This window comes from Micromonospora sp. NPDC005707, assembly GCF_040631005.1.
GTDB lineage: Bacteria > Actinomycetota > Actinomycetes > Mycobacteriales > Micromonosporaceae > Micromonospora.
The window spans coordinates 61,811-80,230 of the sequence record NZ_JBEXYR010000008.1 but is presented as its reverse complement, the minus strand read 5'-3'; the positions used below and the strand labels follow the sequence as shown (position 1 = coordinate 80,230).

Genomic DNA, 18,420 nt, shown 5'->3' with positions numbered 1-18,420 from the left:
TACCCGGTCCTGGGGAGGCTCCGGATCTGTAGTTGTAGTGGAAAAATCCTCGCCGCGGCATGGGCCGCCGGTACGTGGGCGGGCACCGCAGGCGTGACGAAACCCTCAGCCGTTCAGCCGACCGGCTCGCCGGACCCTCTCGCGTACCCCAGGGCGAAGCGGGTTGAATGGGGCGATGCAGAACCTGTTGCCTGAGCCACCGGCCACCCTGCTCCCCGTGGACGAGGAGGCCGACGCCGCGCTGGCGTCCGCCGCCGAGCAGGACACCGACGAGGCGTACGCCGAGGTCGCGGCCCGCTTCCCGACCTACAGTGCGGGCTGGGCGGCGCTGGCCACCCGGGCGCTCGACGCGGGCCAGGTCATCCCGGCGTACGCGTACGCCCGCACCGGCTACCACCGGGGCCTCGACCAGCTCCGCCGCAGCGGCTGGAAGGGCCACGGCCCGGTGCCCTGGTCGCACCGGCCCAACCGGGGCTTCCTCCGCTGCCTCTACGTGCTCTCCCGGGCGGCCGGCGAGATCGGCGAGGCGGACGAGGCGGCGCGCTGCGCCCAGTTCCTCCGCGACTGCGACCCGGCCGCCGGGGACGCCCTGGCCAGCCACTGACGCACGCGACGGCCGGTTCCCCGCTCGGGAGCCGGCCGTCGCGTCGCGCTACAGCCCCTCCGCCACCGACGCGGCGATCTTCAACCAGGCGTCCCGGGTGGCCGAGGAGAGCTGCCCGTAACGGATCGGCTCCCCGGTGTCGATGAGCCGCTCGTACGGCGCCAGCAGCACCGCGCGGGTCCGGGCGGCGAAGTGCTCCTGGATGGCCGGCAGGTCGATCTCCTTGCGGGACGGCGGCATCGACACCACCGTCACGGCCTGCCGGACCAGCCGCTGCCGGCCGCTCTGCTCCAGGTGGTCGAGCATCCGCGCGGCGGTCTCGGCCGAGTCATTGCGCGCCGACATGGTCACCACCAGCTGGTCGGTGGCGTCCATGGCGGCCTGCCAGTTCTGCGCCCGGACGTTGTTTCCGGTGTCCACGAAGATCAGCTTGTAGAAGCGGCTCACCACCTCGCGGATCTCGGCGAACGCGGCGGCGGTCAGCATCTCGCCGCCGGTCGCCGACTCGTCCGAGGCGAGCACGTCGAACATCCCCTCACCCTGCGAGCGGACGTACTGCGACAGGTCGCCGACCCGGCCGTGCGGCCCCTGGAACTGGCCCAGGTCGCGCAGCATGTCCCGCACCGTGCGCGAGTGGAAGTCCTGCTGGGCGCGCATCCCCAGGGTGCCCTGGGTCTCGTTGTTGTCCCAGGCCAGTACGTACCCGCCGCGCTTCTGACCGAAGGTCATGGCGAGCAGCAGGATGGCGACCGTCTTGCCAGCGCCGCCCTTCGGGTTGACCACGGTCACCTGGCGCAGCCCGCCGAAGTTGCGGCGCACCATCTCGATGTCGCGCCGCATCTCCTGCTCCTGCCGCCCCGGCGCGAGCCGGACCAGCCCGATCTTGTTGACCACCGCCCGGACGCCCATGGTGGCGACCGGGTCGACCGGCCGCGCCTGCCGCCGCCGGGCGAAGTCCTCCGCCGTCGGCGGGGCACCGCTCGCCGGGGTCCAGACCTGCTCCGGGTACGCGGCCGGCTGCTGTGGCCCGGCCTGCTGCGGCCCGTGCTGTGGCGGCGCGGGCTGGCGGGGACCGGGCTGTGGCGGTGCGGACGGCTGCTGGGGTGCGCCCGGCTGCGGGGGCGGGCCGGCCTGCTGGGGCCAGGCCGGCGGGTACCAGCCCGGTGCGCCGGCCTGGGGTGGCTGTTGCCCGTAGCCGACCGGGCCCGGCGGGTACGCCGTCCCGTCGCCGTAGGGCTGCTGGAGGGGCACGCCCGGCGAGGGCGGGAACGGGCCGAGCCGCGGCGGCGAGCCCTCGGCCGGGTTGTCGGGAACGCCCTGCGTGGTTCCGGCCGCGGGCGCCACCGGGCCGGCGGCCGGCTGTGCCGGGCCGGCGCTGCCGGGCGGGGTTGCCGGGTCGGTGCGGTGCGGCTCGTGGGAGTGCGCCGGGGCGGTGGGGTGCGGGTCCCCAGGGTGGGGCGGGGCGGTGGGGTGCGGTTCCCCTTCGTGGGCGGGGCCGGGGGCGTTCGGCTCCACGGAGTGGGCCGGGGCGGTGGCGTCCGGCTCGGCCGGGTGGCCCGGGGTCGCCGGCGCGGCATGGGTCGGCGGCGGGACCGGCCCGGGATGCGCCGGCGGTGTGGGCGCGTCGGCGGTCGGGCGCTGCGGGGGCTGGGCCCAGGGTGACTCCGGTCGGCCGTTCGGCGGCGCGCCGGCCCGGCGCTCGCCAGAGGGCAGCGCCGCATCACCGGGCGTCCCGTCGGCGCCGCCCGGGGCGTCCGCCGCGGTCGCGCCCGTCGTCTGCGGGGTGGCCGCCGCCGGGGTGCCGGGCGGGCTGGCCGAACCGCCCGGGCCGGCGGCGCTCATCGGGTCGACTTCCCCGGTCCCGCCCGCCGCCGTGACCGGCTCGACCGCGCCTGCGGCGCCGAGCGGGCCGTCCGTGCCGGTGGTGCGGAGCGGGCTGACGCCGCTGTCCGGGCCCGCGGTGCTGTCCCGGCCGACCGCGCTGTCCGTGCCGGTGATCGCGCCGATCGTGCCGTCCGTGGCTGCGGTGCCGTCCAGGTTGACCGCTCCCTGCGGGCTGGCGGTGGTCGCCGATCGGGGAGCGGGAACCTCGGGCCCGGCCGGGGCAGGTTGGTCGAGGGTGAACGGAAGGTCCAGGTCGACCGGGGCCTGGGCCGCGCGGGCCGCGGGCACCGGGTCGCCCGCCGGTGCCTCGTCCTCCGACCCGTCGCCCGCCGAGGGCGCCGGCTCGCTCGGGGCCGGTGCCGGCCAGGCGGGTGGGACGGGCCAGGCCGCCACGTTGGGCTGGGCCGGGGCCGCCCACGGCGGGGCGGTGACGACCGCGTCGGTCTGCTCGGGCGGCCACAGCGGCTCGATGTCCCGCTCCGGCACCTGCGGTTGACCTGGCACGTGGGCCCGGTCGGCGTTCTCGTGCACCACGGTTCCTCCCCATTCCTCCCGCCGAGGATAGGCCGTCCGGCCAGCCGGGTGGCCCGAGCGGGGGGATCGACGGAGGTCAGGCCGTCCAGACCGCCCAGGCGCCCGGCTCGGTCCACCAGGACCGCTTCCGGCTCAGCTCGCCCTCGACGCCGTCGTCGAGGAAGGGCACCTTCTCGTCGCGAGGCACGACCGCCGCCGCCCGGCCACGGGCCCGGCGCACCTCCAGCCGTACCCTCTTCCGGCCCAGCGCGGACCGGGTGACCACGGGCACGGCGACCGCCACCTGGACCCGGCCGTCGGAGGGGTCCGGGTCGGCCAGCAGCACCACGTCGTCCAGGCGCGCGTACCCGCCGGCGTTGCCGATCGCGCAGGCCATGATCGGCTCCTCGCCGGTGCTCAGCAGCGTGCCGTCGACCTCGATCCGGGCTCGCCAGTGCAGCGGCCGGCCCGCGTCGTCGGCCGCGCCGAGCAGCGCGCCGTCGAGGGTCACCGACCCGCCGTCGTTGCGCAGCAGGTCGAGCCGCCGGGCGGTGCCGTCCAGCACCGCGGCGGCCACCGCCGCCGGGTCGCGGGGCAGGCCGAGCTGCGCGGCCAGGTCGCCCGCCGTCCCGGACCGGGCCGGGTCGAGCGGGAGTACGCCGACCGGCGGCAGGTCCGGCACCGTCCGGTTGCCGGGCAGGTCGGCGGGGCGGCGGCTGGGCGGCGGAGCGTACCGCCGGACCAGCCGGCGTAGCACGGCGCGCAACTGTCCGTCACTCGCCGTGGCGACGACCAGCCGGGTCTTGGAGTCGGGGTCCGGCCAGGTGAGGCCGTCGGCGCGGGGCGGGCCGTCGAGGCGGGCCAGCACCTCGTCGATCTCGGCGTCCGAGCGGGCGGTCACCGTCTCCACCCGGGCACCCCGGGCGGTCAGCGCGTCCGCGCAGGCCAGCACCGGTACGCGCGGCGTCTCGCAGCGTTCCTCGGGGCGCTCGCCCGCCGCTTCCGAGGCGCCACCGCAGCAGGCTCCACCGCTGCCGCAGCCCCCACCGGGAGCGTCCCGCTCCGAGCCGAGGGTGAGCAGCACCACGTCGTACACGAAGGAGCCTCCTGCTTCTCGACGAACCCCTGCCGGTCCCGCCGTCACTACTTGTTAGCCTGACACCCCGGGCTCGCCGACCGGTCGCCACCTGGCACCCGAGCCTTCTGGAGGCGGAGAAGATGCCAGCGATCGTGCTCATCGGCGCTCAGTGGGGCGACGAGGGCAAGGGCAAGGTTACCGACCTGCTGGGTGAGCGGGTCGACTACGTCGTGCGTTACTCCGGCGGCAACAACGCCGGCCACACGGTGATCACCCCGGACGGCCAGAAGTACGCGCTGCACCTTATGCCGTCGGGCGCGCTGTCGCCCAACGCGATGATCGTCATCGGCAACGGTGTGGTGGTCGACCCGAAGGTGCTGCTGGAGGAGATCGACGGCCTCGCCGAGCGGGGCGTGGACGTCTCCCGGCTGCGGATCTCGGGTGACGCGCACCTCATCATGCCGCACCACCGGGCGCTGGACCGGGTGGTCGAGCGCTACCTGGGCAGCTCCCGGATCGGCACCACCGGCCGGGGCATCGGCCCCGCGTACGGCGACAAGGTCGCCCGGATGGGCATCCGGCTCCAGGACCTGCTGGACCCCGGCATCCTGCGCAAGAAGCTGGAGCTGGCGCTCCGCGAGAAGAACCAGCTGCTGTTCAAGGTCTACAACCGCAAGGCGATCGACCTCGAAGAGACCGTCGAGGAATACCTGCGGTACGCGGAGCGGCTGCGGCCGTACATCGCGGAGACCCGGGTCATGCTCTGGGACGCGCTGGACCGCGGCGACACGGTCCTGCTGGAGGGCGCCCAGGCCACCATGCTCGACATGGACCACGGCACCTACCCGTTCGTCACCTCGTCGAACCCGACGGCGGGCGGGGCGTGCGTGGGCGCCGGCATCCCGCCGACCGCGATCACCAAGGTCATCGCGGTGAGCAAGGCGTACACCACGCGGGTGGGTTCCGGGCCGTTCCCGACCGAGCTGTTCGACGACAACGGCCAGCACCTGCGCAAGGTCGGCCACGAGTACGGCACCACCACCGGCCGCGAGCGGCGTACCGGCTGGTTCGACGCCGTCGTGGCCCGGTACGCCTGCCGCCTCAACGGCGTCACCGACCTGGTCATCACCAAGCTGGACGTGCTGACCGGCATGCCCAAGGTGCCGATCTGCGTCGGCTACGAGATCAACGGCAAGCGCTTCGACGACATGCCGATGACGCAGACCGACTTCCACCACGCCACCCCGATCTACGAAGAGCTCGACGGCTGGTGGGAGGACATCACCAAGGCCCGCACCGAGGACGAGCTCCCGGAGAACGCGAGACGCTACATCGCCCGCATCGAAGAACTCTGCGGCACCAAGGTGAGCATCGTAGGCGTAGGCCCAGGCCGAGAAGAAAACGTAATCCGCCACCCCCTCCTCCCGTAACCAGGTCGCCCCCTCCCCACCCCCTCTCTAGGCGAGTTGATCAAGAAGTTTGCGTCAGAATCCGCGCCGATTCGGACGTAAACTTCTTGATCAACAACGGGGGTGGGTGGGTTTTCCACAGGGTTGTCCACAGGGCGTGCTTCGGGGTGGCGCGGTGGGCAGCCTGGGCGGGTGGCTGATCGCGTTTTGTTGAGTCGGGTTGCTGCCCAGCAAGGTGGGATCGTGACTGCGGCGCAGGCGGTTTCACTGGGATTCAGTCGGGACCAGGTCCGTCATCTCGCTCGGTCGGGCCGGTGGATCAGGGTGGCGCGGGGCTGTTTCGTACCGGCGCCGCAGCTGGAAGTGGCGGCGCTCCGGCAGGCCCGCATCCGGGCGGCAGTCGAGAGTCTCGGTGCCGGGGCCGTCGCCGTGCTGAACACCGCCGTCGAGCTACACCGCATCGGTGGCCTGCGCGCCACCTCGGCGGTCCACGTCTCGGTGCCTCCGGATAGTCCCCGTCCGCAGCGTCCGGCCGACCCCGATTTGGTCGTGCACCAGCTCACCCTCGCTCCCGGCGATGTCGGCAGTTGCGCCGGCATCCCCGTCACTACCCCGGTTCGTAAGGTGGCCGACGTCATTCTCCGGGCCGATCGCTATCCCGCGGTGTGCGTCGTCGATTCGGCGCTCAACAGACAGCTGATCGACGAGTCGCACCTGTCCCTGGTGGCGGCGCTCATCGCCCGGCGGCGGGGTGCCGTCGCAGCCCGGCGCTGCTTGGTCGAGGCGGACGGCCGGGCCCAGTCTCCGTTGGAGACCCGGGTTCGCCTGCGGTGCGTGGACGGTGGCGTGCCGCCCGACACGCTGCAACTGGAGGTGCGCGACGAAGACGGCTATCTGCTCGGCATCGGCGACCTCGCCTGGCGCGGGGCTCGGATCATCGCCGAGGCCGACGGACAGGCCCCACACCAGACGCCCCAGGCCGTCTACGAGGATCGCACCCGCCAGAACCGCCTGACGAACGCCGGCTGGACCGTCCTTCGCTTCACCTGGCCCGACACCCTGCGCCCCGATTACATCCCCCACACCATCGCTCGCGCCCTCCGACGACCCCGTTGATCAAGAGGTTTGCGTCACGGAGGACCGGATCTGAGACGCAAACCTCTTGATCAACAACGGCGGGTGGGGGGTCAGTAGGATGCGGGGTCGTGCGGGTTCTTCTTGTGGGTGGTGGAGGGCGGGAGCATGCGCTCGCGCTCGGGCTGGCCGGTGATCCCTCCGTCTCGGCGCTGGTCGCGGCTCCGGGAAATCCGGGGATCGCGACCGTGGCGGAGCTGCGGGACGTGAACGGCGCCGATCCGGCGGCCGTGGCGGCGCTCGCCGTCGAGGTGGCGGCGGATCTGGTGGTGATCGGCCCGGAGGCGCCGCTGGTGGCCGGGGTTGCCGACGCGGTGCGGGCCAAGGGCATCGCGGCGTTCGGCCCGTCGGCCGAGGCGGCCCGGCTGGAGGGCTCGAAGACCTTCGCCAAGGACGTGATGACCGCGGCGGGCGTGCCGACCGCCCGGGCGTACACCTGTGCCGACCCGGCGAGCGTCGGGAAGGCGCTGGACGAGTTCGGCGCCCCGTACGTGGTGAAGAACGACGGGCTGGCCGCCGGCAAGGGCGTCGTGGTGACCGATGACCGCGCCGTTGCCGAGCGGCACGCCGAGGAGTGCGGCCGGGTGGTGATCGAGGAGTACCTGGCCGGTCCCGAGGTCTCCCTCTTCGTGGTCACCGACGGCGAGGCGGCCGTGCCGCTGCTGCCCGCCCAGGACTTCAAGCGCGTCGGCGACGGCGACAGCGGGCCGAACACGGGCGGCATGGGCGCGTACGCGCCGCTGCCCTGGGCTCCGCCCGGCCTGGTCGACGAGGTGATGCGCGACGTCGTGCACCCGACGCTGGCCGAGCTGCGCCGCCGGGGCACCCCGTTCGCCGGCCTGCTCTACGTGGGCCTGGCGATCACCGCCGCCGGCCCGCGCGTGATCGAGTTCAACGCCCGCTTCGGCGACCCGGAGACCCAGGTGGTGCTCGCGCTGCTGGAGACTCCCCTGGCCGGGCTGCTGCACGCCGCCGCCACCGGCACGCTGGCCGCGCACCCGCCCCTGCGCTGGCGCGACGGCGCGGCGGTCACCGTCGTGGTGGCGGCCGAGGGTTACCCGGCGGCGCCGCGTACCGGTGACGTGATCACCGGCGCGGACCGCGTCGGGGCCATCCACGCCGGCACCCGCCGGGACGCCGACGGCAGCCTGCGCTCCGCCGGGGGCCGGGTCCTCTGCGGTACGGCCACCGGCCCGACCCTGGCCGCCGCGCGGGACGCCGCCTACGAGGTGGTACGCGGCATCGAGCTGGCCGGTTCGCACCACCGCTCGGACATCGCCGCTGCCGCGGTGGACGGCCGGATCGACCTTCCCGCCTGACCAGCAGGCCGACGCCGGCGCGGTGGTCAGCGGTTCGTCGCGCCGGGTGAGACCTCGGGCTGACCCGCCGTTTCCGGGGCGGTGCGGTCCGATGGCCCCGAGCCGCGAACGCGGTTGACCATCCGGTCGAGCACGTTGGCGGTGGCCCGCTCGATCCGCTCGTCGCGGTGCGTGCGCCGGTTCAGCGCCATCGTCCAGCCGAGGGTGCCGGTGGCGAACACGACGGCTCCCCGGGGCGTCTCGTAGACGTGGGTGCTCTGCACCCGCTTCGCGCCCTCACGGTTGACGTACGGCGACCTGCTCAGCAGGGTGTCGCCGAGCCCTCCGGGCCGGGCGGCGCCGTTGTTGACGCCGTCCGCCTCGCCCAGGACGAGCCCGGGGATCCGATCGCCGTCGGCCACCCCGGTGCCGGCCCACACCCAGTGGTCGGCGGCCCGGACCACCAGCGGCTGCGGGGTGGCCACGATGCCGTTGTACTGGATGCCGATCAGCGCCTGCTCGGGCTTGTCGAGGTAGCGCCAGGTCACCGTCGGCCCGGCGGCGTCCTCGTCCGGGTCGGGGTCGGTCTTGGCGCAGGCGACGACCCGCTCGGGGCGGCCGTCGGCGGAGGGGCGCACCCGGATGTGCCAGTAGACGCTGTTCGCGCCGAAGAAGGCGAGGCTGGTGCCGCCGGCCAGCCCGGCCTCGGCGGCCCGGCGCATCTCCACCGACCAGTACTCGTCGTGCCCGCAGAAGATCAGCCCGCGGTGCCGGGCCGGGTCGAGCCGCCCGGAGTGCAGGTCGAAGCTGGTCGCGTAGGAGATGTCGTAGCCGTTGCGCTCCAGCCACTGGACGGCGTCCTGGTCCCGGGTGAAGTGTGCCGGCTGGCCGGCGTCGGCGTACGGGCGGTCGAAGGAGACCTCGCGCGCTCGCAGGGCCGGATCGCGCTTTCCGCTGGCTGTGTAGCCGTTGTAGAGGCTCTTGCCGGCCTGCCCGTCCTGCGGCCACTGGTTGTAGGCCTGCCAGGTGGTCACCGGCAGCACCACGCAGAGCGCGGCGGCCCGCGTGTCGTCCCGCACCACGAACGGGGTGGAGGCGTACCAGCCGTCGGCGGAGGTGAAGACCGCCTGGTAGAGGCCGGAGGTCCAGTCCTCGGGGATGCGGAGGGTCCAGGACACCGGCCAGCGGCAGGCGATCGCTCCGGTGTCGGGGTCGGCGGGCGGCACGGGCTGCGGGGTGCCGTCCAGTGCCGGGCTGGTCAGCATGGTCCGGGGGGTGCCGGCGCCGTCGTGCCAACCGAGCCGCTTCACGCTGATCTGGAACGGGCCGGCCGGGTTGACCGCGACGTGGAAGTCGACGGACTCGCCGGGCGTCAGGCTGGTCGTCGAGGCGTACCCCTGGATCTGCCGCCGCCGGTCGTCGGCGGGCCGGACGTCGTCCGGCATCCTCCAGGACCCGCCGGCAGCACGGTTGTCCACCCCGACCGGTGCGGTCTGGCGGCGGGTCGGCGGGCCGCTGCGGCGGTGACTCAGCACGGGCTCGCTGGAGCCGCCGAGCGCGGTGGCGGAGACGCCGCCGAGGAGGAGGCCCAGGGCCCAGCGCCGACGGAGTCGAACCATGCGAGCAGCTCCGGGTCAGATGAGAGTCACTGCCGGGACAGCCGGCACACGGAAAATACCACCGGCCCGGCGGCTCCGTCTGTCCCCTGTGGGACCCCCCTCAGCCGTAGTAGCGGCGGAGTTCGCGGCTGAGGACCTTGCCGGTGGCGTTGCGCGGCAGGTACTTCACGAACACCACGTCGCGGGGGACGGAGAAGCGGGCCAGGTAGTGCCTCACGTACTCGCGGACCGCCTCCGGGTCCAGCGTCTCACCGGGGTGCAGGGCAAGGAACGCGGCGAGCCGCTGGCCGTACTCCGGGTCCGGCACGCCGATCACGGCGACCTCGCGGACCTGCGGCAGCCGGGCGATCAGATCCTCCACCTCGGACGGGAAGACGTTCTCCCCACCGGAGACGATCATGTCGTCGGCCCGCCCGTCGACGAAGAGCAGCCCGTCGGGGTTCAACCGGCCCAGGTCGCCGGTGTCGAGCAGGCCGTCGCGCCGCTCCCGGCCGGCCCCCGAGGTGTAGCCCTCGAAGAGCATCTCGTTGCCCACGAAGATCCGGCCGACCTGGCCGTCGCGGACCGGTTCGCCGGTGTCGTCCACGATCTCCACCCGGGTGCCGTGCGGCGGGCGGCCCGCCGTGGTGGGGGCCGCGCGCAGTTCCGCCGGGCCGGCGATGGAGGCCCAGGAGACCTCGGTCGAGCCGTAGAGGTTGTGGAGGACGTCGCCGAAGCGGTCCATGAAGGCGGTGGCCAGGCCACCGGGAAGGGCGGAGCCGCTGACCGCCACCACCTTGAGCGGCGGCCGGGGCTCGGGCGGCGGCGCCTCCATGAGCCGTTGCAGCATCACCGGCACGGCGAAGAGCGCGTCGCAGGGCTGCCCGGCCAGGGCGGCCAGCGTGGCGGCCGGGTCGAACCGGCGGTGCAGCACGATCGTGGCGCGCAGCGCGAACGACACCTGGAGTGCGGCGTACCCCCAGGTGTGGAAGATCGGCGCGGCGATCAGCACGGTGTCGTGAACGTGCAGCGGGATCCGGTCGATGATGGACACCAGCGGACCGAAGCCGTGCGGCGTGGGCCGGCGGGCGCCCTTGGGCGCGCCGGTGGTGCCGGAGGTGAGCACGATGGTCCGGCCGTCCCGCTCCGGCGGCTGGAGCTGGTCTCCGGGCAGTGCGCCGGCGATCAGCTCCTCCTGGCCGCGCTCGTCGACCCGGTGCAGCTCGGGGGGAAGGCCGAGGACCCGCTCGGCGAACTCGGCGTCGTGCACCAGCACGCGCAGGCCCTGCTCCTCGGCCACGGTGGCCAGCTGTGCCGCGGAGAGACCGGTGTTGACCAGTACGGCGTCGGCGCCGAGCAGCATCGCGGCGACGATCACCTCGATCAGCCCGTGGTGGTTGCGGCAGAGCACGCCCACCCGGTCGCCGCTCTGCACGCCGAGCCCGGCCCGCAGCGACCGGGCCAGCCGCTCCGACCGGTCCAGCAGCTCCTGGTACGTCAGCGAGGCGCCGTGCTCGTCGATGACGGCGATCCGCCCCGGGTCGCGGGCGGCGGCCTGGCGCAGCTCGCCGGCGAGGCTCCAGCCCCAGCGGCGCAGGGCGTTGAGTTGGGAGGCCACCCGGATCGGGCGGCCCGGGTTGAGCAGTCCGCGTCGGGTCAGCGTGGCGACGATGAACGGCAGGTCCAAGTCGCAACCCTCCTTCGCGTTCGTGTTCTCCCGATCATGCACCGGCGGCGGCGACGGCGCCCAGCCGAGGTGATCAGTTGCCCAGCCTGCGGAATGCGGAGCGCGGACCGGCGGCCCGACCCGCGACGGGGGTACGCCCGGCGGGCGGTGCCGTCGCGGGTCGGGTCGGGGTCCGCCGGCGATCAGCGGATCTGCATGCCGGAGATGGCCCGGGAGATGACCAGCCGCTGGATCTCGGAAGTGCCCTCGAAGATGGTGTAGATCTTGGCGTCCCGGTACCAGCGCTCGACCGGGTGGTCGCGCAGGAAGCCGGCGCCGCCGAGGAGCTGGACCGCCCGGTCGGTGACGGAGACGGCCACCTCGCCGGCCTTGAGCTTGGACATCGAGCCCTCGCCCGCGGTGAACGGCCGGTTGTTGCGACCCATCCACGAGGCCCGCCAGACCAGCAGTCGGGCCGCGTCGATCTCCATCTTCATGTCGGCGAGCGCGAACGCGACCGCCTGGTTCTCGATGATCGGGCGTCCGAACTGGACCCGTTCCTTGGCGTAGTCGAGGGCGTACTCGTACGCGGCGCGGGCCACGCCGAGCGCCTGCGCGCCGACGGTCGGGCGGGACAGTTCGAACGTGCGCATGGCCGCCTGGCCGGAGGCCCGCTGGCCGGTGCGGGCCCGGGCCAGCCGCTCGTCCAGCGCGTCCTTGCCGCCGAGCAGGCAGCGCCCCGGAACCCGTACGTCGTCGAGGAAGACGTCGGCGGTGTGCGAGGCGCGCAGCCCGAGCTTGCGCAGCTTGCGGGTGGCGGTGAGCCCCGGCGTGCCGGGCGGCACGACGAACGCGGCCTGCCCCCGCGAGCCCAGGTCGGGCTCGACCGAGGCGGTGACCACGTGCACCCCGGCGATGCCGCCGTTGGTGGCGTACGCCTTCTGCCCGTTCAACACCCACTCGTCGGCGGCCGCGTCGTAGACCGCGCGGGTCCGCATCGACCCGACGTCGGAGCCGGCCTCCGGCTCGGTGGTGCAGAACGCGGCGACCGCCGGCTGGTCGACGTCGCCGAAGCACTGCGGCACCCACTCGACGAGCTGGTCGGGGGTGCCGGCGCCGTAGATGGCGGCGACGGCCAGCGAGGTGCCGAAGATGCTCAGGCCGATGCCGGCGTCACCCCAGAACAGCTCTTCGCTGGCGATCGGGAGGGAGAGCCCGGTGGGGTCGGCCCAGCAGGTGGCGAGGAACTCGAAGCCGTACAGGCCGACCTTCGCGGCCTCCTGGATGATCGGCCAGGGAGTCTCCTCCCGGGCGTCCCACTCGGCCGCGGCCGGGCGCACGACCTCGGCGGCGAAGCCGTGCACCCAGTCGCGAAGGTCCCGCTGTTCCTCGTTCAGGTCGAGCGAGAACTCGGCCATCTCAGGCCTTGGGGATGTCGAACAGGTTGGCGATGTTGGCGGCGAGGCCCAGGTCGCCCTTGGCCTTCAGCTTGCCGGTCATGAACATCATGACCGGGTTGCCGCCACCGGACACGATCTTCAGGAACTCGACCGGGCCCATGGTGAGGCTGAGCTTCGGGTCCCGGGTGGGCGTCTCCGAGACGGCGCAGGTGCCGTTCTCGATGACGATCTCGTAGGTGTCGGTGCCACCGTCGGGGCGACCGGTGATGTTCCAGTGGATGACCGCGTTGGTGGAGCCGGCCCGGTCGGCCCGGAACAGCGACGGCATCCGGTTGAAGACCTCGCTCAGGATCTTGCCGCGCAGGTCGCCGGACATGATCTCGGCGATCTTGTCGTCGGGGGTGGACTTGACCAGCTGCGCGAACTCCTTCGGGCCGACGTTCGCGAAGTTGGCCGGGTCGAAGTCACTCATGGGGGATGCACCTCTCGGGCGAGCCGACTTTGGTTACTCAGGCGTAACCCTACGCACGAGTAGGTATGCTCGCAAGGGTGTCCAGCACACCGACCTTCAAGCGCCTCCCCCGCGCCGTGCGCGAGCAGCAGATGCTCGACGCGGCGGTCAAGGTCTTCTCCCGCCGGGGCTTCCACGCGGCCAGCATGGACGAGATCGCCGACGACGCCGGCATCTCCAAGCCGATGGTCTACGCGTACCTCGGCACGAAGGAGGAGCTCTTCGTCGCGTGCCTGCACCGCGAGGGCACCCGGATGATGGAGGCCATCGCCGGGGCGGCCGCTCCCGACCTGCCCGCCGACGAGCGGCTCTGGCGCGGGCTGCGCGCCTTCTTCGGCTTCGTCGGCGCGCACCGGGACGGCTGGGCGGTGCTCTACCGGCAGGCCCGCGGCGAGCAGCCGTTCGCCGCCGAGCTGGCCACCATGCGCGGCCGGCTCGTCGAGGTGGTCGCCGGGATGCTCGACCACGCGCTGCGCGCCAAGGGGCGCGAGGTCGGCGCCACCGACCTGGAGGTCGTCGCGTACGCCCTGGTCGGCGCGACCGAATCGCTGGCCGACTGGCTGGCCGACCACCCGGAGGCGGACCCGGAGAAGACCGCCACCCGGATGATGAACGTGGCCTGGCTCGGCGCCGACCAGCTGCTGCGCGGCATCACCTGGCACCCCCGCACCCCCTGACGCCGTTCAGCGGCCGGCGGTGGCGCGGGCGCGGGCGCGCCGGCGGGCCCAGCGGACGACCTCGAACAGGCCGGTGACCGCCACCGAGATGCCGACCCCGGCGAGGAGACCCTGGACCGGGTTGTGCTCGAAGGCCAGCCCGCCGAAGTAGCCGAGCAGGCCGCAGTAGATGCCCCAGGTGCCGCAGGCCAGCGCGTCGTACATGAGGAAGGAGCGGTACGGGTAGCGGACCGCGCCCATGGTCAGGGTGACCGCGGTCCGGCCGCCCGGGACGTACCGGGAGGTGGTCAGGATGATCCCGCCGCGCCGGTCGACGGCCCGGCGGGCCCACTCGGAGCCCGTCCGGCGCCGGCTGTCGACGGGCAGCCGGGCCAGCCGGTGCGCGCCGCCACCGCGCCCGATGGCGTAGGAGATGTGGTCGCCGGCGAACGCGCCGACCGCGGCGGCCACGATCACGCCGACCACGTTCGGCTCCCCGCCGGCCGCGAAGACGCCCGCGGTGATCGCCACGGTCTCGCCGGGCACCGCCGGGAAGAACGCGTCGACCGCGGTGACCACGATGATCACCAGGTACACCCACGGCGAGGTCACCGTCTGGTGCAGCAGGTCGAGCACGTCCCCCATGCCCCCATGCTCGGTGGTGCGGTGTCAGCGGGGAGCGGAAACGGCTCCGGCGAGGGCGGCGACCTTGTCCTCGGCGGTCGGCCCGTGCGAGGTGAGCAGCACCGGCGCGCCCAGCTCGGCCGCCACCGCGGCCGGCCAGTCGGTGGGCGCCTCGTCGAGGAGCGGGCGGGCCCGGAGCAGCCGTTCGGTGAGCGCGGCCTGGCGGTCCAGGTCGCCGGCCGGGCCGGGGACGAGCCGGTCGGCCGTGTCGTAGCGGCGGCAGATCCGCAGGCCCGGGCCGGCCAGGTCGAGGTGGGTGAGGGCGAGCGCGTCCACGCCGCCGGCCACCTCGAGCGCGTAGCGGTGGGCCACGGCGTCGAAGTGGCCGAACCGGAACCGGCCCTGCCAGGGGTTGGTCGGGTTGCGCGGGTCGGCGAACGGCAGCGCCGGGTCCTCGGTGACCAGCGGCCCGGGGCCGTGCCGGGTGGTGGTCACCCGCAGCACGCCGAGCCGCTGCGCGGTGCCGGCGAGCCCGGCCTCGGCGAGCAGCGACTCGGCGTTGGCGAAGGTGGTGGTGCTCCACGTGGTGTACGGGTGGAAGCCGTGCCACTCGTCCAGCAGCACCCCCTGTGCCCCCTCGAACACGCAGGTCCCGGCCCGCAGCGCCCCGGACAGCCAGGTCCGGTCGACGATCGCCACCCGGCGGGCGAACCCGGCGTACGCGGGCAGGCAGTCCTCGACCGGCGGGGCGTCCAGCGGGCCGAGCTCGGCGGTGAGCCGGTCCCGCAGCGCGGTGAGCCGGCGGCGCAACACCGCAGGGCGGCCGCAGTCCGCCACCCGGGGCGCCTCGTCGGGGTGGGCGAGGCCGTACGCGACCGCCTCGCCCACCCCCAGCCCGCAGGAGCCGTGCCGGTCGGCTCCCCGGGCGATCTCCCGCGCCCGGTTGGCGGCCCGGTGGTACGGGGTGGCGAGCAGCGCCTCCCCGTCCACGGTCAGCCGGTCCAGCGCGTCGGGCACCCCGACCGCCGTGAGGTGGTCGGCCTCGGCGGCCAGCGCCAGCGGGTCCACCACCACGTGCCGCGACAGGTGCGTACGGACCCCGGGGCGGAACGTCCCGGCGCCGAACTGAGCGAACGTGTGGTGCCGCCCGTCGCGCAGCACGACGTTGTGCGCCGCCTGCGCGCCCCCGTTGAACCGGACCACCGTGTGCACCGGCCGGCTCGCGCAGAGCCAGTCGACGACGGTGCCCTTGCCGGCGTCGCCGTAGCCGAGGTCGACCACCATCACGTGCCTCACAGCCGGGTGACCCCGCTGCCGTCGGTCGGGGCGAACGGCAGCGTGGCCACCGCGCGCCGGCCGCCGCCGAGGCGGGCGAGCGCCCGGGAGACGGTACGGCCGGCCGTCGACCCGGCCCGGTCCAGGTCGCGCAGCCCGGTGTCCAGGTCGACGGCCTGCTCGCCGAGGCCGACGGTGAGCGCGATGGTCTCGCAGACCGCGTCGAGGTCGTCCAGCTCGACGGCGTGCTGCCCGAGCAGGTCACGCCAGAAGTCGAGGACCTTGCGGCTGCCCGCGTACGCGCTGCCGGCCGGGAGCAGGTAGTAGGTGTCCCAGCGCCGGGTCACCTCGTCGACGATCTGCCGCAGCGGCACGTCCTCGCGCAGGTCGTCGCCGATCAGCCGGGCCACCTGCCGCCGGTCCACCCGGGGGTACGCCAGCTCGTCGCCGATGATGAACAGGTAGCCGCGCCGCCCCCGCTTCGTCCAGCTGTCGGTGACCGTGTGCCGGGCCATGAAGTACAGGGCCAGCTCGTACGACTCGGTCATCTGGCCGCCACCGCCGCCCTCCAGCACGATCCGGCCGAGGTCGTCGTCCATCCGGTTGTCGGACTCGAACTGGCCGATCTGCAACGGCACCCGGTCGCAGGTGGCGTCGCCGATCGCGCCGAACAGCAGCTGCGGGTCGCGGGCGTAGCCCTGGCGGAGGAGCAGGCCGAGCAGCTGCGGCAGCTTGCTCTGGAGCACCCGGGGCACGTGCCCCATCGACCCGGTCACGTCGAAGAGCACCGCGATGGGCGTCGACTGCGGGTGCTCGTCCGAGTCGCGGCTCTCCCGTACCGCGCCGCGCGGGTCGAGCGCGGGGTGCACCGTGCGCGCTCCGCCGTCGCTGTAGGAGAAGGCGCTCGCGCCGGTGGCCCGTCGGTAGCGGTCGGCGGCGTCGTACACGTCGGTGGACCAGATTCCGCTGCCCATGGCAGCCTCCCTAGGGATTGAGGGTGAAGGGGCGGAAGGTGCGGGGGCCGTAGAGGCCGTCCAGCACCTCGTCGAGTTCGCCGAGCAGCCGCCAGGCGTCGTCGGGGCGGGCGGCCAACTTCGGGCGCGTGCAGCCGGCCGCGAAGGCGCGCAGCTCGCGCGGTGCCCGGTCGGCCATCAGCCAGGTCATGCAGCGCCCGGCCATGGCCAGGTCGGTGCCCGGGCCGGCGGGCCGCCGCGCGGGCACCTCGGCCGGGTACCAGTCCTTGTGGCCGGGAACCAGCGCCGGGATGGTCGCGCCGGGCTCGGCGGAGAAGCACCAGTCGACCAGGACCACGCCGTGCGCGTCCGGTTCGATGAGCACGTGCCGGGGGAGCACCGCGCCGTGCACCACCCCGGCCCGGTGGGCCAGGCCGAGGGCGACCAGCAGCCGCCGCCACATCCAGGCCGCGTCGCGCGGGTCCACCCCGTCCGGGTACGCCCGGCGCGCCTCGTCCAGGCTGTGCAGTCCCGGTGCCGCGGCCACCACGTTGACCAGCCGTTCCGCGCCGGTCGCCGGGTCGCGGGCGGGCAGGTGGTCGACGAGCCGGGGCACGTAGGGCAGGTGCCTCGGATCGCCCCGGTCGGCGATCCGCCGCAGGGCGCGTGCCTCGCGGGCCATCAGGTCGTTGTCGGCCGGATCGCGGGGCAGCTTGAGCAGCCGGTCCCGCCCGACGTCGTAGAGGTCGGCCAGGTCCCCGGCGTACGCGATCCGGCGCAGCGTGTAGTCGCCGAGTCGGGTGCCGCGGCCGCCCCGCCAGCGGGCGGTCACCGTCATCAGCGCATCGGAGGCGGCGGCGCGTACCCCCGGGTCGACCGCCCCGAGCCGGTCGGGGTGCAGGGCCGTGACCAGCTCGCGGTAGCGGCGGGCCGGCGCATCGGTGCCGAACAGGTCGGCGGTGCCGCGCGCCGTGGCGACCAGCCGGATCGCCTCCTCGGTCCTCACCGCACCGTCTCCTCCCGGGCGGGGCGCAGCAGCGCCGGGTGGAGGAGCCGGGCGTCGCCGGCCCGGTAGAGCTTGGCGCGGGGCCCGCCGCGCGCGCCGCCGCGCTCGGTGCTGTCGCCGGTGCTCTCCACGAAGCCCGGCACGGAGAGCACCTTGCGGTGGAAGTTGCCGGCGTGCAGCGGGTGCCCCCAGACCGTCTCGTAGACGGCCCGCAGCTCGGTGATGGTGAACTCGGGTGCCAGGAAGCGGGTGGCCAGCGGCGTGTATTCCAGCTTGGACCGGGCCCGCTCCAGCCCGTCGTCGATGATCCGGCCGTGGTCGAAGGCGAGCTGCCGGCTGGTCAGCGCGGTCACCGGCAGCCAGATCGCGTCGTCGGCGTCGGTGTCGGCGACCGGGTCGGGCAGGTCCGGGGCGAAGGCCAGGTGGGCGATGGAGACCACCCGCATGCGGGGGTCCCGGTCGGGCCCGCCGTAGGTGGCGAGCTGTTCCAGGTGGACGCGGCGTAGCCGCTCGCCGCCGAGCCCGGTCTCCTCGGCCAGCTCGCGCCGGGCGCCGGCGGCCAGGTCCTCGTCGGGGCGGACGAAGCCACCGGGCAGCGCCCAGTGGCCCGCGTAGGGCGGGGCCGCCCGGCGGATCAGCAGCAGGTGCAGCGCGCCCTCGCGGATGGTCAGCGCCACCACGTCGACGGTGACGGCGACCGCCGGGTAGTCCCGGGGGTCGTACGCGGCCAGAAAGTCCTGCTCGTTCACGGCGTCTCTCTCATCTTGAGAACAACTCAATCTGAGAACAACCTAGCGTACGAAAGAGGGGA

Annotated in this window: 16 protein-coding genes; 5 read left to right on the top strand and 11 right to left on the bottom strand. The window is 74.2% G+C overall.

What is annotated here, in order from left to right; all coding sequences use genetic code 11:
- Window positions 1-175: 175 nt before the first annotated feature.
- Window positions 176-604 (top strand): DUF3151 domain-containing protein, encoded by a 429-nt coding sequence (locus ABZ452_RS17735; protein WP_357943842.1) that lies wholly within the window; start codon window positions 176-178, stop codon window positions 602-604.
- 48 nt (window positions 605-652) lie between these two features.
- Here the strand turns inward: ABZ452_RS17735 and ABZ452_RS17730 are convergent, their stop codons facing one another.
- Window positions 653-3,022 carry a chromosome partitioning protein gene (locus ABZ452_RS17730; protein WP_357943840.1) on the bottom strand — a complete coding sequence of 790 codons (2,370 nt, stop codon included), beginning with the start codon at window positions 3,020-3,022 and terminating at the stop codon, window positions 653-655.
- A 76-nt stretch (window positions 3,023-3,098) separates the two neighbouring features.
- Window positions 3,099-4,097, bottom strand: coding sequence for a diacylglycerol kinase family protein (locus tag ABZ452_RS17725; RefSeq protein ID WP_357943838.1), 999 nt, complete (start codon window positions 4,095-4,097; stop codon window positions 3,099-3,101).
- 122 nt (window positions 4,098-4,219) lie between these two features.
- Here ABZ452_RS17725 and ABZ452_RS17720 point away from each other — a divergent pair, with 122 nt between their 5' ends.
- The 3 genes from ABZ452_RS17720 (at window position 4,220) to purD (ending at window position 7,941) form a co-directional block, all read left to right on the top strand.
- Window positions 4,220-5,509, top strand: coding sequence for an adenylosuccinate synthase (locus tag ABZ452_RS17720; protein WP_357943836.1), 1,290 nt, complete (start codon window positions 4,220-4,222; stop codon window positions 5,507-5,509).
- 171 nt (window positions 5,510-5,680) lie between these two features.
- Window positions 5,681-6,604, top strand: a complete 924-nt coding sequence (locus ABZ452_RS17715; protein WP_357943834.1) for a type IV toxin-antitoxin system AbiEi family antitoxin domain-containing protein — start codon at window positions 5,681-5,683, stop codon at window positions 6,602-6,604.
- An 89-nt stretch (window positions 6,605-6,693) separates the two neighbouring features.
- Window positions 6,694-7,941 (top strand): phosphoribosylamine--glycine ligase, encoded by a 1,248-nt coding sequence (purD, locus tag ABZ452_RS17710; protein ID WP_357943832.1) that lies wholly within the window; start codon window positions 6,694-6,696, stop codon window positions 7,939-7,941.
- A gap of 26 nt (window positions 7,942-7,967) precedes the next feature.
- On the opposite strand, the gene ABZ452_RS17705 is transcribed toward purD, so the two are convergent.
- The 4 genes from ABZ452_RS17705 to ABZ452_RS17690 all read right to left on the bottom strand — a co-directional run bounded on the left by ABZ452_RS17705 (window position 7,968) and on the right by ABZ452_RS17690 (window position 13,056).
- On the bottom strand, window positions 7,968-9,539 hold the full coding sequence (locus tag ABZ452_RS17705) for a N,N-dimethylformamidase beta subunit family domain-containing protein (protein ID WP_357943830.1): 1,572 nt from the start codon (window positions 9,537-9,539) through the stop codon (window positions 7,968-7,970).
- Window positions 9,540-9,639: 100 nt separating this feature from the next.
- Complete coding sequence (locus ABZ452_RS17700) at window positions 9,640-11,205, bottom strand: AMP-binding protein (protein WP_357943828.1); 1,566 nt, start codon at window positions 11,203-11,205, stop codon at window positions 9,640-9,642.
- A gap of 182 nt (window positions 11,206-11,387) precedes the next feature.
- The gene (locus ABZ452_RS17695) at window positions 11,388-12,602 is read right to left on the bottom strand and encodes an acyl-CoA dehydrogenase family protein (RefSeq protein ID WP_357943826.1); all 1,215 of its coding nucleotides are present in this window, start codon (window positions 12,600-12,602) and stop codon (window positions 11,388-11,390) included.
- A gap of 1 nt (window position 12,603) precedes the next feature.
- Complete coding sequence (locus ABZ452_RS17690; RefSeq protein ID WP_357943824.1) at window positions 12,604-13,056, bottom strand: SCP2 sterol-binding domain-containing protein; 453 nt, start codon at window positions 13,054-13,056, stop codon at window positions 12,604-12,606.
- 77 nt (window positions 13,057-13,133) lie between these two features.
- On the opposite strand from ABZ452_RS17690, the gene ABZ452_RS17685 reads away from it, so the two are divergent.
- A complete protein-coding gene (locus ABZ452_RS17685; protein WP_357943822.1) occupies window positions 13,134-13,772 on the top strand; it encodes a TetR/AcrR family transcriptional regulator in 639 nt (212 codons plus the stop codon).
- A 6-nt stretch (window positions 13,773-13,778) separates the two neighbouring features.
- Here the strand turns inward: ABZ452_RS17685 and ABZ452_RS17680 are convergent, their stop codons facing one another.
- The 5 genes from ABZ452_RS17680 to ABZ452_RS17660 are packed head-to-tail and all read right to left on the bottom strand — an operon-like array spanning window position 13,779 to window position 18,358.
- Window positions 13,779-14,396 (bottom strand): DedA family protein, encoded by a 618-nt coding sequence (locus ABZ452_RS17680; RefSeq protein WP_357943819.1) that lies wholly within the window; start codon window positions 14,394-14,396, stop codon window positions 13,779-13,781.
- 24 nt (window positions 14,397-14,420) lie between these two features.
- Window positions 14,421-15,671, bottom strand: coding sequence for an adenylosuccinate synthetase (locus ABZ452_RS17675; protein ID WP_357943817.1), 1,251 nt, complete (start codon window positions 15,669-15,671; stop codon window positions 14,421-14,423).
- A complete protein-coding gene (locus tag ABZ452_RS17670) occupies window positions 15,668-16,624 on the bottom strand; it encodes a hypothetical protein (RefSeq protein ID WP_357943815.1) in 957 nt (318 codons plus the stop codon). Before ABZ452_RS17670 ends, ABZ452_RS17675 begins: the two co-directional genes overlap by 4 nt.
- 10 nt (window positions 16,625-16,634) lie before the next feature.
- Window positions 16,635-17,609, bottom strand: coding sequence for a serine/threonine protein kinase (locus ABZ452_RS17665; RefSeq protein ID WP_357943813.1), 975 nt, complete (start codon window positions 17,607-17,609; stop codon window positions 16,635-16,637).
- Window positions 17,606-18,358: an NUDIX domain-containing protein gene (locus ABZ452_RS17660; protein ID WP_357943811.1), complete on the bottom strand. Its 753-nt coding sequence runs from the start codon at window positions 18,356-18,358 to the stop codon at window positions 17,606-17,608. The genes ABZ452_RS17665 and ABZ452_RS17660 overlap by 4 nt, the downstream gene beginning before the upstream one ends.
- Window positions 18,359-18,420: the final 62 nt, after the last annotated feature.